This is a genomic window from Chloroflexota bacterium (genome assembly GCA_013152435.1).
Classification (GTDB): domain Bacteria; phylum Chloroflexota; class Anaerolineae; order DUEN01; family DUEN01; genus DUEN01.
In genome coordinates this window covers 25,564-39,806 of record JAADGJ010000081.1, presented here as the reverse complement: position 1 = coordinate 39,806, position 14,243 = coordinate 25,564, and the positions used below count along the sequence as shown (strand labels likewise).

General features: G+C 66.5%; 10 protein-coding genes. 8 read left to right on the top strand and 2 right to left on the bottom strand.

Translation table 11 applies throughout. From position 1 onward, the window contains the following. The first annotated feature begins 214 nt into the window (after positions 1 to 214). The 3 genes from GXP39_12150 (at position 215) to pdxT (ending at position 3,339) form a co-directional block, all read left to right on the top strand. Complete coding sequence (locus GXP39_12150) at positions 215 to 1,732, top strand: PLP-dependent aminotransferase family protein (GenBank protein ID NOZ28788.1); 1,518 nt, start codon at positions 215 to 217, stop codon at positions 1,730 to 1,732. A gap of 83 nt (positions 1,733 to 1,815) precedes the next feature. After that, positions 1,816 to 2,709, top strand: a complete 894-nt coding sequence (gene pdxS / locus GXP39_12145) for a pyridoxal 5'-phosphate synthase lyase subunit PdxS (protein NOZ28787.1) — start codon at positions 1,816 to 1,818, stop codon at positions 2,707 to 2,709. Positions 2,710 to 2,712: 3 nt separating this feature from the next. Continuing rightward, the gene (pdxT, locus tag GXP39_12140; protein ID NOZ28786.1) at positions 2,713 to 3,339 is read left to right on the top strand and encodes a pyridoxal 5'-phosphate synthase glutaminase subunit PdxT; all 627 of its coding nucleotides are present in this window, start codon (positions 2,713 to 2,715) and stop codon (positions 3,337 to 3,339) included. A 101-nt stretch (positions 3,340 to 3,440) separates the two neighbouring features. On the opposite strand, the gene GXP39_12135 is transcribed toward pdxT, so the two are convergent. After that, on the bottom strand, positions 3,441 to 4,907 hold the full coding sequence (locus GXP39_12135; protein NOZ28785.1) for a glycoside hydrolase family 32 protein: 1,467 nt from the start codon (positions 4,905 to 4,907) through the stop codon (positions 3,441 to 3,443). 187 nt (positions 4,908 to 5,094) lie between these two features. Between GXP39_12135 and GXP39_12130 the strand changes: the two genes are divergently transcribed. Together GXP39_12130 and dusB are read left to right on the top strand one after the other, a co-directional pair. After that, positions 5,095 to 7,062 (top strand): S9 family peptidase, encoded by a 1,968-nt coding sequence (locus GXP39_12130; protein ID NOZ28784.1) that lies wholly within the window; start codon positions 5,095 to 5,097, stop codon positions 7,060 to 7,062. Next, entirely contained in the window at positions 7,049 to 7,936 is an 888-nt protein-coding gene (dusB, locus tag GXP39_12125) for a tRNA dihydrouridine synthase DusB (GenBank protein ID NOZ28783.1), read from the top strand. The genes GXP39_12130 and dusB overlap by 14 nt, the downstream gene beginning before the upstream one ends. Positions 7,937 to 8,357: 421 nt before the next feature. On the opposite strand, the gene GXP39_12120 is transcribed toward dusB, so the two are convergent. Continuing rightward, positions 8,358 to 9,353 carry a dihydrodipicolinate reductase gene (locus GXP39_12120; GenBank protein NOZ28782.1) on the bottom strand — a complete coding sequence of 332 codons (996 nt, stop codon included), beginning with the start codon at positions 9,351 to 9,353 and terminating at the stop codon, positions 8,358 to 8,360. Between the two features lie 529 nt (positions 9,354 to 9,882). On the opposite strand from GXP39_12120, the gene GXP39_12115 reads away from it, so the two are divergent. The 3 genes from GXP39_12115 (at position 9,883) to malQ (GXP39_12105) (ending at position 14,241) form a co-directional block, all read left to right on the top strand. Beyond that, on the top strand, positions 9,883 to 10,932 hold the full coding sequence (locus tag GXP39_12115) for a hypothetical protein (GenBank protein ID NOZ28781.1): 1,050 nt from the start codon (positions 9,883 to 9,885) through the stop codon (positions 10,930 to 10,932). A 238-nt stretch (positions 10,933 to 11,170) separates the two neighbouring features. Further along, positions 11,171 to 12,727: a 4-alpha-glucanotransferase gene (gene malQ / locus GXP39_12110; GenBank protein ID NOZ28780.1), complete on the top strand. Its 1,557-nt coding sequence runs from the start codon at positions 11,171 to 11,173 to the stop codon at positions 12,725 to 12,727. 2 nt (positions 12,728 to 12,729) lie between these two features. Then, complete coding sequence (gene malQ / locus GXP39_12105) at positions 12,730 to 14,241, top strand: 4-alpha-glucanotransferase (protein ID NOZ28779.1); 1,512 nt, start codon at positions 12,730 to 12,732, stop codon at positions 14,239 to 14,241. Positions 14,242 to 14,243 lie beyond the last annotated feature (2 nt).

Genomic DNA, 14,243 nt, shown 5'->3' with positions numbered 1-14,243 from the left:
CGTTGGTCGTCTTTTCAGCACAGTATCCCCTCCGCGCTTTCCCTCAGAGCTCGCCTGTCCGATCTTCCACACGCATCTCCTTCATCTCTTGAAGCCAGCTCACCCATGTGCTGGATTGGACTGTGTAAAATGTCGTCCAATTGGCCGTTGACAGCGGGAAGATCGGTGATACAATGGCGGGTGGATCCATCCAATTGGCTCGAGGTCTTCCTAAATGCAACTGACACTGGATCGCCACAGTCGGGTTCCACTCTACCAGCAGATCCGGCACCAGATCCGAGAGATGATCCTCTCGGGCAGACTGCCTCCCGGCACCCGGCTCCCCGCCGAACGGGCCCTCGCGGCTGCCCTCGGCGTCAACCGCACTACAGTGGTGAACGCGTATCGAGAGCTGCAGGCGGACGGCTTGGTCGAGGCCCATGTGGGGCGAGGGACGACCGTCTGTGCGCCTGTCCTCTCCTCTGAGGCGGACGAGGATCTGGGCCTGCCCCTGTCCTGGTCGAACCTTCTCACGTCCCGGGCGCGGCGGCTGCACAATCCGCTCATCCAGGAGGTTGCCCGCCTGGCCGCTCAGGAGGGCATCATCGGGCTTGCGACCGGCGTGCCCACCCCGGAGGCATCCCCCGTCGTCGACCTTCAGCAGCTCATGCGCACCGTCGTCGCCCGCGAGGAGGTCCGAGTGTTTCGCGACTCCCCGACGGAGGGGCTGGAGTCGCTGCGTGAGGCGTTGGCGTCACATCTGGCCTTCAGGGGATGCCGTATCTCCGCGAGCCGGGTGCTCATCCTGTCCGGCTCGCAACAGGGGCTGGATCTCGTGGCCCGGTTGCTCCTGGAGCCGGGCGACGTCGTGATCGTCGAGGCGCCGACGTACCTGGGCGCGCTGCGCGTCTTCCGGGCGGCCGGGGCCCGGCTCATCGGCGTGCCTGTGGACGAGGCGGGGATGCGGGTTGATCTGCTGGAGCCGATGCTCGCCCGCTATCGCCCCCGGCTGATCTACACCATCCCCACGTTCCAGAACCCGACCGGCGCCACGTTGAGCCCGGAGCGAAGACAGCGCCTCCTCTCCCTGGCCCGCCGATTCCAGGTGCCGATTCTCGAGGACGACTCCTACGGCGATCTGTATTACGACGAGGCCCCTCCGGCGCCCCTGTTGGCCTCCGATCGTCACGATGGGGTGCTCCATCTAGGCAGCTTTTCGGCGCTGCTGGGGCCCGGATTGCGGCTGGGCTGGCTTGTGGCCCCGACGTCCATCGTGGGGGCGTTGACGGCTCTCAAGCAGATGGCGGATCTGCACCCGGGCACGCTGGTGCAGATGATGGCGCTCGAGCTGTTGCGGACGGGGCGGCTGGATGACCATCTGGAGTGGGCCCGACGTGCCTATGCACGGCGGCGGGACGCGATGGAACAGGCCCTCCGTCGTCATGCGGCCTCCGAGCTCACGTGGGAGATCCCACAGGGAGGCTTTTACTACTGGTGTCGTCTACCGGACGGGATGCATGCCCGGGATCTGCTCCGGGAAGCGGCCGACGAGGGGGTGGTCTTCGTGCCCGGCGAGGTCTTCTTCCCCGATGGGGACGGTGAGTCCTTCCTGCGGCTGAACTTCTCCTATCCCTCGGAGGCCGAGATCGGGGAGGGCGTCCGCCGGCTGGCCCGGGCGATCCGTCGGCTGCGAAGGCGTCGGGCCGCCGAGGCGGTCGCGTCGATAAGCTCCGCCCCCCGGCCCGTGGTGTGAGGATGACTCCCCCCGGGGCTGTAGGCGATTCATGGATCGCCTCTGTGCCCATGCCGTGGGCATCGATACCCGAGCACGAGGAGATGCGTGTGGAAAGGGAAACGGGCACCGTCACAGTCAAGCGAGGTCTGGCTCAGATGCTCAAAGGCGGCGTGATCATGGACGTGGTCACGCCGGAGCAGGCGCAGATCGCGGAGGAAGCGGGCGCCTGCGCGGTCATGGCGCTGGAGCGCGTCCCGGCGGATATCCGCGCGCAGGGCGGCGTGGCCCGCATGAGCGACCCCGAGCGGATCCTCCGGATCATGGAGGCCGTCAGCATCCCGGTCATGGCCAAGTGCCGGATCGGGCACTTCGTGGAGGCTCAGATCCTGGAGGCGTTGGGGGTGGACTTCATCGATGAGTCGGAGGTTCTGACCCCCGCCGACGAGGAGCATCATATCGACAAGCACCGGTTCAAGGTGCCGTTCGTCTGTGGCTGCCGCAACCTGGGCGAGGCGCTGCGTCGCATCGGCGAGGGCGCGGCCATGATCCGCACGAAGGGCGAGGCCGGCACAGGAAACGTGGTGGAAGCCGTGCGTCACGCCCGCGCCGTCCTGGGCGAGATCCGGCGGCTGACGACCATGGCTCCCGAGGAGCGGATGGCCTACGCCAAGGAGATCGGCGCGCCCTATGCGTTGGTTAACGAGACGGCGGAGTTGGGGCGATTGCCGGTGGTGAACTTCGCCGCTGGCGGCATCGCGACCCCGGCCGACGCCGCGCTGATGATGCAGTTGGGGGTAGATGGGGTCTTCGTGGGATCGGGGATCTTCAAGAGCGCCGATCCGGAGCGGCGTGCGCAGGCCATCGTGCAGGCCGTGACCCACTATGACGACCCGCATGTCCTAGCCGAGGTCTCGCGTGGCCTGGGCGAGCCGATGCGTGGGCTGGAGATTGCCGCGATCCCGCCGCAGGAGCGACTGGCCGTGCGAGGTTGGTAGGCCATGAGGATCGGGGTGCTGGCGCTACAGGGCGCCTTCATCGAGCACATCCAGATACTGCAGGCGTTGGGGGTGGGGGCGGAGCCGGTTCGCCTCCCGGTGGAGCTGGAGGGGCTCGATGGGCTGATCATCCCGGGCGGAGAGAGCACGACCATTGGGAAGCTGGCGGCGGCCTATGGGCTGCTCGAGCCCATCCGTCGGATGGCGGAGGCAGGGAAGCCCGTCTGGGGCACTTGCGCCGGGTTGATCCTGCTGGCTCGGGAGGTCGAGGGGGGCGCTCCGCCGTGCCTGGGGCTGATGGGCATCCGGGTGCGCCGGAACGCCTTCGGCCGGCAGGTGGCCAGCTTTGAGGCGGAGCTGTCGGTCCCGGCCCTGGACGCGGTCGCCGACCCGGGGGAGCGGGGGCGCCCCTTCCACGCCGTGTTCATTCGAGCGCCCCAGATCGTCCGGGTGGGCGATGGTGTGACCACGCTGGCCCGGCTGGAGGGCGGGACCATCGTGGCGGCCCAGCAGGGGAACCTCCTGGCGACCGCCTTCCACCCCGAGCTTACGATGGATACCCGCTTTCATCGCTACTTCCTGGCCCTGGCCAGGCGGGTGTGTCAGGAACATAATGAAGCATCCGCCTGAAGAGCCTACCGGGTCGGGAAGGGCGGATCCGATCCTCCCCTGGATTGCATCCCTGGGTGCCCTGATGCCTTCACGGTGAATTCCCCGAACGCCTCTCGGCTTCAGGATCCATCCGGCCAGATCGCCTGCATGCGCCAGATGTCCAGCGATCTCAGCTGTGCCCCTTCTCCCTCGGCGAACACCCGAACCTCCTGGCTGTCCGCTCGCTCGGGGTAGACGCGGCCGGTCAGGCAGACGCGATCGTTGCCGAAGACCTCCACGATGGAGCGGTCCAGGAAGATGTGGAGCCGGACCGGCTCGTCGTCGGGAGGGGAGAAGGGCATCTCGTAGTAGTCGCCTTGGGCATCCGGGGAGAGGCTGGTGCGTCGGCCATCGAGAAAGAGCCGGCCGGTCGTGCCGTCGTATCCGATGATCGTCTGCTCGCTGCCGTCGGGCGCGCAACGCAGCTTCAGTCCCAGCGTCCCCTCGCCTGACTCGAACTCGGCTGCGATCTCCAGACAATCGCCGGAGATGGGCATCACGCGCTCGGCCCCCGGTGTGATAGGGGAGGCGCCGAGGTGGAAGTGTTCGCCTCGCAGCGCGCGTATCTCGGGAGCCGGTGCGGTGGCCAGCGTCCCATCCGATGACAGGGAGAGCACCCGGGGGAGCGACATGACGCCCGCCCATCCGGCCTCCCGGCACGCCGCCTCGGCGCGTCCCTCCATCACCCACCCGAACATCAGGCGTCGTCCTCGATCGTCCCGCATCACCTGCGGCGCGAAGAGGCGGAACCCCCCGTCGATCACCCCCTCTCGCTCCGGGGTGAACCGGCGATCCGCATAGGTGCCCACGAAGTAGCGCACGTGGTCTTGCTTCCAGATGGAGACGATCAGCACGTGCTTTTCGCCTAACGGGAAGAAATTGGGACACTCCCACATCGTCCCGTGCCTGGCCGCCTCACCGACGAGCAGGGGGCCCAGATATTCCCAGCGTCGCAGGTCAGGCGAGCTGTAGAGCAGGGCGGCGCCGCCCACGTCGACGATTCCGGTTCCGATGACCATATACCACGCGTCGCCCTCGCGCCAGACGTACGGATCGCGAAATCCCACCACGTTCATGCCCGCTGGCGGCGCGTCGATCACGGGGTTCTCAGGGGCCTCCTGCCAGCTTAGCAGCTCCTCATCCCGGCTGGTGGCCAGGCAGACGAGCTCGCGGCCCTCCTCGCGCTTCGTGAACACCAGCGTGGGGACGCCGTCGTCGTCTACGGCGCATCCGGTCCAATATCCATCGCTCCACGGGGTCCCCGGCTCCGGCGCCAGGGCGATGGGCCGGTCGCTCCAGTGGATCAGGTCGTCGCTCACGGCGTGGCCCCAGTGCATGTATCCCCAGTAGGCCCCGTATGGGTTGTGCTGGTAGAAGAGATGATACCGGCCCCGCCATTGGATCAGGCCGTTGGGGTCGTTCATCCAGTTGGCAGGGGGGAGGAAGTGATATCGTGGCCTGTGTCCATCGGCTGCCATTCGGCGTCGGATGGCGGGGAACTTTTCCGCCTGTAGCGTGGTGATCTCACCGCCTTCGGATGGGGACATGGTATCCTCCCTCTGTCCCTTCGGCCGTTCACCGGCCGGGGGACCATCGAGCGCGCGTATCGGCTGGAGCATGATACAGCCGATGGGCGCGGGGGGCAACTCGCCGGCGGCCTGTTCTTGACCGGCCCGTCCCTTCCCTCTACAATGGAGGCGGGTTGATCATCGTCACGCGTAAAGGAGTGCTTTCATGGCCGAGAAGACCGCATATCGATGGATGGCTGAGAAGCAGGTCCATTATCCCCTGATCACGGAGGTCATGCCATCGCCGGATGGCCGGCGGGTCGTTTACGCGGTGCGGGAGCCGCTGATGACCGACGAGAAGAGCGAGTTCTTGACCCATCTCTATCTGGCGTCGGCGGACGGGGGCCATCCCCTCCAGCTCACCTTTGGCGAGTACAGCAACCGCGGCGCTCAGTGGTCGCCGGATGGTCGATATATCGCCTTCCTCTCCACTCGCGACGGCAAGTCCAACGTCTACGTCATGCGCGCCGACGGGGGCGAGGCCTGGGCGCTGACCCGGTATGAGAAGACGGACGTGTCCGCGCTGAAGTGGTCCCCCGACGGCAAGCAGATCGCCTTCACCATGGTCGAACCGCCATCTGAGGAAGAGGAGAGGGCGCAGAAGGCGAAGGACGATCCCAAGCTGTGGGATGAGGATTTCGACTTCCAGCATCTGTACGTGGTGCCCTTCGTCGAAGGGCCGCGCACGTTGCCCGAGGCCCGGCAGATCACGCGCGGTCGCTTCCACGTGGTGGACTTCGACTGGCTGCCCGACGGTCGCACGCTGGCCTTCACCCATCGGCCGACGCCCGTGGCCGAGGATTGGCCGGAGACCCGGCTGTCCCTCATCGCCGCGGACGAGGATGACGCGACGCCGCGGGAGCTGGCCGTGATCGCCGACTGGCAGGCGAAGCCGGCCGTCTCCCCGGATGGCCAGTGGATCGCCTGCGCCACCAGCGATCGGCCCATCCGTTGGGCTTTCGTCGGGCGCATCGTGCTCTATCCGGTGGACGGGGGCGAGCCGAGGCCTCTGGCCTACACCCCGGATGGCCAGTCGTCCCTGATCGGCTGGTCGGAGGATGGCCAGGATGTGTACGCGTGGGAGTCCAGCGGCGTCACATCGCAGATCTGGGCGCTGCCCGTCACGGGAGAGCCCGGGCGTCCCATCACCGACGACGAGCGGCTCAAGACGCTCCCGGCCATCAACCGCCGCGGGCAGATCGCCTTCGTCGGCCAGGACTTCCACGAGCCGAACGCGGTCTACCTGCTGGACCCGGCGGCCGGGGAGACCTCGTGCGTCACCCGGCCGGCCATGCCCGAGGATTGGCCCGATGCGCCGCTACCCAAGGCCGAGGTGATCCGCTGGAGGGCGCCCGATGGTCTGGAGATCGAGGGGATCTTGATCTATCCGCTGGATTACGAGCCCGGGCGGCGCTATCCGCTGATCCTGGAGATCCACGGGGGGCCGGCGGGGGTCTTCTCCCGGGGCTTCATCGCCTCGCCCGAGCGGTACGCCAACGCCGCCGCGCTGGCCGAGCGTGGCTTCGCCGTGTTGCGCCCCAACCCGCGCGGTTCCTCCGGCTATGGCAAGGAGTTCCGGCTGGCCAATCACGCCGATTGGGGCGGCGGTGACTATGCCGACCTCATGGCCGGGGTGGATCACCTGATCGAGCAGGGGATCGCCGATCCGGATCGGCTGGGCGTGCTCGGGTGGAGTTACGGTGGTTACATGACGTCCTGGATCATCGGCCACACCGATCGCTTCAAGGCCGCGTGCGTGGGAGCCGGCGTCACCAACCTGATCGCCATGAACGGCACCAGCGACATCCCCAGCTTCCTGCCGGATTACTTCGATTACGAGTTCTGGGACAATCTGCAGCCCTATCTGGATCACTCCCCCATCTTCCACGTGAAGGGGGTGAGCACGCCGACGTTGATCCAACACGGGGAGGTGGACAAGCGGGTGCCGGTCGGCCAGGGGCATGAGCTGTACAACGCGCTGAAGCGGCAGGGCGTGCCGGTGAAGATGGTGATCTACCCACGACAGGAGCACGGCATCACCGAGCCGCGGCTGTCTATCGACGTCAAGCGGCGGGCGACGGAGTGGCTGGAGCGGTGGGTTCTGGGTCGAGAAGAGGAGCATGAGCGGGACTGAGGTCACTCGACCTCGCTTCTGGGTTCGCGATGTCCCCGTCTACGGCGATTTGATCCTGGCGCCCATGGCCGGGTTCTCCGACCTGCCCTATCGGTCGATCTGTCGGGAACTCGGATCGGCCATGAGCTACACGGAGTTCGTCCCGGCCAACACCATTTCCCATCAGCGGGCGCTGACCGGTCATGCGCTGCGGCGGCTGCGTTACAAGCCGGAGGAGCGCCCGGTGGTGTTCCAGATCTCCGGCTCCTCGGAGGATTCCCTGGTGGAGGCCGCCAAGCGCATCGAGGGGTTGGGGCCGGACATCATCGATCTAAACTTGGGGTGCCCGGCGCGACGCGTGTGCTCGGGGGGCGCTGGGGCTGCCCTCCTGCGGGATCCGGTCAAGATCGCCCGCATCTTCCGGAAGCTGACGGCCGCGCTGTCGGTTCCCGTCACGGGCAAGATCCGTCTGGGATGGGACGTCCAGAGCCGCAACTATCTGGAGGTCGCCCGGGCGATGGAGGAGAACGGGGCGGCGTTGATCGCCGTGCACGCCCGGACGCGGGATCAGGATTATAGCCATCCGGCCGCCTGGGAGGCCATCGCCGAGGTCAAGCAGGCGGTCTCCGTGCCCGTTATCGGCAATGGCGATGTGGTCACGGTGGCCGATATCGACCGGATGTTTGCCGAGACCGGCTGTGATGCCGTGATGATCGGGCGTGGTGCCATGGGGCATCCCTGGATCTTCCAGCGGATCGATCGCGAGCAGGTGTCCGTTGAGGAGAAGATCGCGATGATCCGCCGCCATCTGCGGGAGATGCTGGACTTTTATGGCGAGCCGTTGGGGATCATCCTGATGCGGAAGCACATCCCGTGCTACCTGAAGGGCTACTAACTATCGGATCCGTCGCCTCCGCCACTCCCTGCTCCGTTGCGAGGACGTGGAGACGTTCCATCGCCTCCTGGACGAACTGGCTCAGATTCTTAATCGGTCATAATGGGTGGAGGCGAGGTCGCGTTGCCTTATATGCTGGTATGGAGGTGTGGCTTCGCATCCATGGGGTTCTTCGGAGGGGCGCCAGCCCCTCCGAAGAACCCCATTTTCAGCTCTTGACCTGCCCCGTGGGGCCGGATGCCGCAGACTAAAACCCCAATCAGGCAGGTAAAGGCGGGAAAAAGCATTTTCTGTGCGGAGGGGCTTCGCCTCCGCACCTCCCCTTTCAGGGGCGGCCGCTTTGGGGGGGAAGGCGGCGATAGAAGATCCTTCCTGAGCGACGGGAGCCCGGCCCTCGCTGGGAGCCGAGCTCCCGTTGGCGTTACCAATGGTGTACCGGCGGCAGGTCCCGCATGGTGACCAGGCCGGGCGGGGCCGCAACCACGCGTGGGATGGCGTTCACCGCCATGGCCACCGTCGCCAGATCCCCGTTGGTCCCCCGCAGCACGACCTCCAAATCCGGCTTCCCCGTGATGGTGATGGTATCCTGCTCGTCGCCGGCTTCCAGTGCCGCCACGAACGTCAGCACGACGAACTCGCCGGCCTCCGTGTACCCGCGCCCCTCCTGCCTCAGGCCGCGTACTTGTCCCGGTGCCACATCGACGTAGGGGGTACGGATCGGTCGTTCGGCCAGCACGGGCTCCACGCGCTCCTCGTAGCGCACCAGCCGTTTCCCCAGCGTGTCGGCGATGTGATCCATCGACTCCCGCAGGCCGACGTGCCCCATCCGGCCGGCCGCCATCTTCTCCCGAAACGCCTCGGGCGTCATGCCCGCGCCGATCTTGCGCTGAAACGGCCCCCGCCGGTTGGAGGCGTTGATCACCCGGGTCACCGCGATGTGATCCACGGACTGGCAGATGGCGGTCAGGGTGATGGGCAGCGTGTCCATGAGGAAGCCGGGGTTTACGCCGGTGCCCAGGGCCGTCTTCCCGCAGCGCCGGGCGGCCGCGTCGATCTCCTCCGCCTCTGCCGGATGGGCGATCCAGGGGAAGGATAGCTCCTCCGCGGTGGAGACCACATCCAGTCCGGCCTCCAGGATCTCGATGATCTGGGGCTTGAACAGGTCGAAGTAGGAGCCGGTAGAGTGCACGGCGACGTCGGCGGCCGTCCCGGCCAGCGCCTCGGACAGGTGAGCGTGCACGGGGAAGCCCAGCGGTCGCCCCAGGCCGATCACCTCACCGGCGTCGCGGCCGACCTTCTGCGGGTCGATATCCACCGCGCCCACCAGCGCCAGCCCGGGGCGCTCCACCACGTGCCGGGCGATGGCGCTGCCGATAGGGCCAAGGCCGTATTGCACCACACGAATGAGATCGGTCATGAGTTCACCTCCCAGCGGGGGAATATAACACGCCCGCGTACGGGAGGCAACCCACGCTACTAAACTGAAACGCTCATGTTTGGAACAGGCGATCAACTTAACAGCATGAGCGAGGCCCCCGCCTGTCGCTTTTTCCTTCCACGGGCGGTCGCACCTGGAAGGGGAGGCGCGGAGGGGAAGCCCCCCCCTCCGCAGAAAAACTCTTTTTCTCGCCCTTTACCTGCCTGGTTGGGGCTTTGGCCGGTGGCCTCCGGCCCCACGGGGCAGGTGAGGGGCTGAAAGTAGAGTTCTTCGGAGGGCGGCAGCCCCTCCGAGCCACCCCAGAGATGCGGGGTCACGCTTTCGTATCGCTTAGTTTGCCAATATGGGCGAACTGAAATGCGCCCACGCATGGGGTCGTTTGACACCGCCAGTTGCGCGATCTTATAATTTGATGAGGCTGTTGCTTCCCACACCGGCGGTGATCTCCTGGTCGGCGCGAGTATCCATGTTAATGCAGTGGCCACTGTGCGGGGAGGGGTGAGGATAAATGACGACGGAAGCCATGAACTCAGTAGAGCGGACCTGGACGGTCCTGCGTGGGGGGATCCCCGACCGGGTCCCGGTGGATTTACATAACTTCATGATGACGGCCTACGCCTCTGGCATCCCGTTCCCTGAGTTCCTCCAAGATGGCGAGGCCATGGCTGAGGGACAGATCCGGGCCTGGCGCGAGTTCGGCCACGATATGTTGTTGATCGAGAACGGCACGGCGGCCCTGGCCGAGGCCTGCGGCTGCGGCGTCGAATATCTCGAGGACAGCGCCCCCGTGGTCAAAGAGCCCGTCCTCAAGAGCCTGGATGACGTGGATAAGCTGAGAATGCCCGATCCCTATAAGGACCACCCCTTGCCGGAGCTTTTGAAGGCCACGCGCATCGTCGCGCAGGAGATCGGCGACAGGGCTTTCATCCTGGGGCGGGCCGATCAGGGGCCGTTCTCCCTGGCCTCGCTTCTCCTGGGGATGGAGGAGTTCCTGTTACAGATCAGCCTCAACGAGAGGCCGGAGCAGATCCATCGCCTGCTGGAGTTCAGCCTGGAAGTCTGCTGTCGGTACGCGGTGGCGCAGATCGAGCAGGGAGCACACGTCACCTCCATCGGCGAATCGCTGGCCGGCCCCGATGTCTGCTCGCCTAGGGTCTACCTGGAATACGAATGGCCTTATGCCAAGAGGCTGGTGGAGCGGTTGAAGGAGAGGGGCATCCTCCTGGCGTATCATATCTGTGGTGACACCACTCCGATTGTGCACAAGATGGTGGAGACGGGCGCGGCGATATTGGAGCTGGATTACAAGGCCGATATGCGCAAGGTGAAGGAGGCCACTCGGGGGAAGACCACCGTCCTGGGGCCGGTCGATCCCAACAACGTGATGGCTTTGGGTACGCCGGATCTGGTGGAGGAGAAGTGTCGGGAGGCGATCGAGATCCTGGCGCCGGGAGGGGGCTTCATCCTGGGGCCTGGATGTGCCCTGCCGCCTGAGACCCCACCCGAGAACGTCCACGCGATGATCGAGGCCGCCCGCCGCTATGGTCGGTATACGTGAGGCCTGTGCAGTTCCAGCCAAGTGGTGGTTACCTATGAGCGCTAGATGTGGGTGATTACCGCTCAACCAATGGTAGGTGCAATAAGCCCCCGGCTTCTCGAAGAGGCCGGGGGTTTTGCTATGAGGGTGTGTTATAATGCGCTATGGTCCCGCCTCACAAGGCGCGAATTACGGACGAAGCCGATCTTTTCGTCGTTCGTCCTTCGTCATCCATCCCATCTCCCACGGGAGGTCCCATATGCGCTTTCCCCGCGCCTCCGGCGTTCTGCTGCATCCGACCAGCCTTCCCGACTCGCCCGGCATCGGCGATCTGGGCCCTGCCGCCTACCGATTCGTCGATTTCCTGGCCGCGGCGAGCCAGCGCTACTGGCAGGTGCTGCCCCTGGGCCCCACCGGCTACGGCGACTCCCCCTATCAGTGCTTCTCGGCCTTCGCCGGGAACCCGCTCCTGATCAGCCCCGACCGGCTGGCCGAGGAGGAACTGCTAGATCCCGGGCTTCTGGCCGATATCCCCACGTTCGACCCGCGCCGTGTCGACTTCGGCCGCGTCATCCCCTGGAAGCGGGCGCTACTGAGCGCCTCCTTCGATCACTTCCAGCAGCGCGCCGCGCCGCAACTGCGCGACGAGTTCGATCGGTTCTGCCGGGAGGAGGCCGGGTGGCTGGAGGACTTCGCGCTCTTCATGGCGCTCAAGGATGAGCACGGCGGCGCTCCGTGGTGGGAATGGGATCGGCCGCTGCGCATGCGTCAGCCGGAGGCGATTCGGGAGGCCGTCGGCCGTCTGGCGGACGCCATGAGCTTCTATCGCTACCAGCAGTGGCTGTTCTTCCGTCAGTGGCGGGCGCTGAAGGCGTACGCCAACGAGCGGGGCGTGCGCATCATCGGCGATATCCCCATCTTTGTGGCCCATGACAGCGCGGACGCCTGGGCCAATCCGCACCTGTTCCATTTCGACGAGGAGGCCCATCCCACGGTGGTGGCCGGTGTGCCACCCGACTACTTCAGCGCCACCGGCCAGCTGTGGGGCAATCCGCTCTATCGATGGGACGTGATGAAGCAGAACGGGTACGCCTGGTGGATCGAGCGCTTTCGGGCCATCTTCCGGCTGGTGGACGTGGCCCGGGTGGATCACTTTCGCGGCTTCGAGGCGTACTGGGAGGTCCCGGCCGGAGAGGATACGGCGGTCAACGGCCGCTGGGTCAAGGGGCCCGGGGCCGACTTCTTCGAGACGGTGCTGGCCGCCCTGGGCGAACTGCCCATCATCGCCGAGGACCTGGGGTTCATCACGCCGGAGGTGACCGCCCTGCGGGATCAGTTCGGCTTCCCGGGCATGAAGGTGCTCCAGTTCGCCTTCGGCACGGACGGATTCGACCCCTATCTGCCCCATAACTACCCGCGCAACTGCGTCGTCTATACGGGCACCCACGACAACGACACCACCGTCGGCTGGTTCCGGCATAGCTCCACGCCAGAGGAGCGCGACCTCGCGCTGCGCTATCTGCGCTCGGACGGCTCCGACATCGCCTGGGACATGATGCACCTGGCGTGGACCTCCGTGGCCGATACCGCGGTGGCGCCCATGCAGGACCTGCTCCGCCTGGGCTCCGACGCCCGCATGAACCTGCCGGGCAGCTTCGGCGGCAACTGGCAGTGGCGGTGTCCGCCGGGCGCGCTCACCGATGAGCTGACCGCGGCGTTGCGGGATATGACGGACATCTGCGGCCGGAACCCCGCCGCGCACACACACAGGCGTTCGATCCATGTGCTGGAATCGGACGCCGACACGGGAGGATGACCATGTTCGGTCTGCCCCGATCCAGCGGCATCCTGCTGCATCCTACTTCCCTGCCCGGGCGCTTCGGCATCGGCGATCTGGGCGACGAGGCGTGTCGGTTCGTGGATTTCCTGGCGGAGACGGGCCAGCGGCTCTGGCAGGTGATGCCTTTGGGGCCCACCGGCTACGGCGACTCGCCCTATCAGGCCCTCTCCGCCTTCGCCGGCAACCCGCTGCTGATCAGCCCGGAGCGGCTGATGGCACACGGGCTCCTGCCCGCCGACGCGCTGGATGATGCGCCCACCTTCCCCGATGGCCGCGTGGACTACGGCCAGGTGATCGCGTGGAAGATGCCCTTACTGGAGCGGTCCTTCGCCCACTTCCGGGAGCATGGTGGCGGTGAGCAGCGGGCCCGCTTCGAGGCGTTCTGCCGGGAGCAGGCCGCCTGGCTGGATGATTTCGCGCTGTTCATGGCGCTGAAGGCGCACTTTGGTGGCGCTCGTTGGGACGCGTGGCCGCTACCCATCCGCACGCATCGGCCGGAGGCGGTGGCCGAATGGTCCGGCCGGCTGGCGGAGGAGATGCAGCTCCATCGGTATGTGCAGTGGTGCTTCTTCGAGCAGTGGCAGGCGTTGCGCGCCTATGCCCATGAGCGGGGTGTGCGCATCATCGGCGACCTTCCCATCTTCGTGGCTTACGACAGCGCGGACGTGTGGGCCAATCCGGATCTGTTCCATCTGGACGAGGAGGGGCGCCCTACGGTGGTGGCCGGCGTGCCGCCCGACTACTTCAGTCCCACCGGCCAGCTGTGGGGCAACCCGCTCTATCGCTGGGACGTGATGGCGCAGCAGGGGTATGCCTGGTGGATCGAACGCTTTCGGGCTATGTTCCAGATGGTGGACATCGTCCGGATCGACCACTTTCGGGGGTTTCAGGCGTATTGGGAGGTCCCGGCCGGGGAGGATACGGCCGTCAACGGCCGTTGGGTGGAGGCCCCGGGCGAGGCGTTGTTCTCCGCCGTCCGCGCCGCCCTGGGCGAGCTGCCCATCATCGCCGAGGATCTGGGCCTCATCACGCCGGAGGTGGAGGCGTTACGGGATCGTCTGGGGTTCCCGGGCATGCGGGTGTTGCAGTTCGCCTTCGGCGGGCCGGCCAGCCATCCATACCTGCCCCACAATCACATCCCGCATTGCGTCGTATACACGGGCACGCACGACAACGACACCACGGTCGGATGGTACCGCAGCGCGCTGCCGGAGGTGCAGGACCACGTGCGTCGTTACCTGGCCCGGGATGGGCAGGACGTCGCCTGGGACTTCATTCGGGCGGCCCTGTCGTCGGTGGCGGAGATGGCCATCGTGCCCATGCAGGATGTGCTCTCCCTAGGCTCCGAGGCGCGCATGAACACGCCCGGCCGGGCGTCCGGCAACTGGACGTGGCGGCTGCGCTGGGAGCAGGTGCAGCCGTGGATGCGGGCGCGTCTGGCGGAGATGACGGCGCTCTACGGCCGGGCGCCCGAGGACGAGGCGGGGTAGGG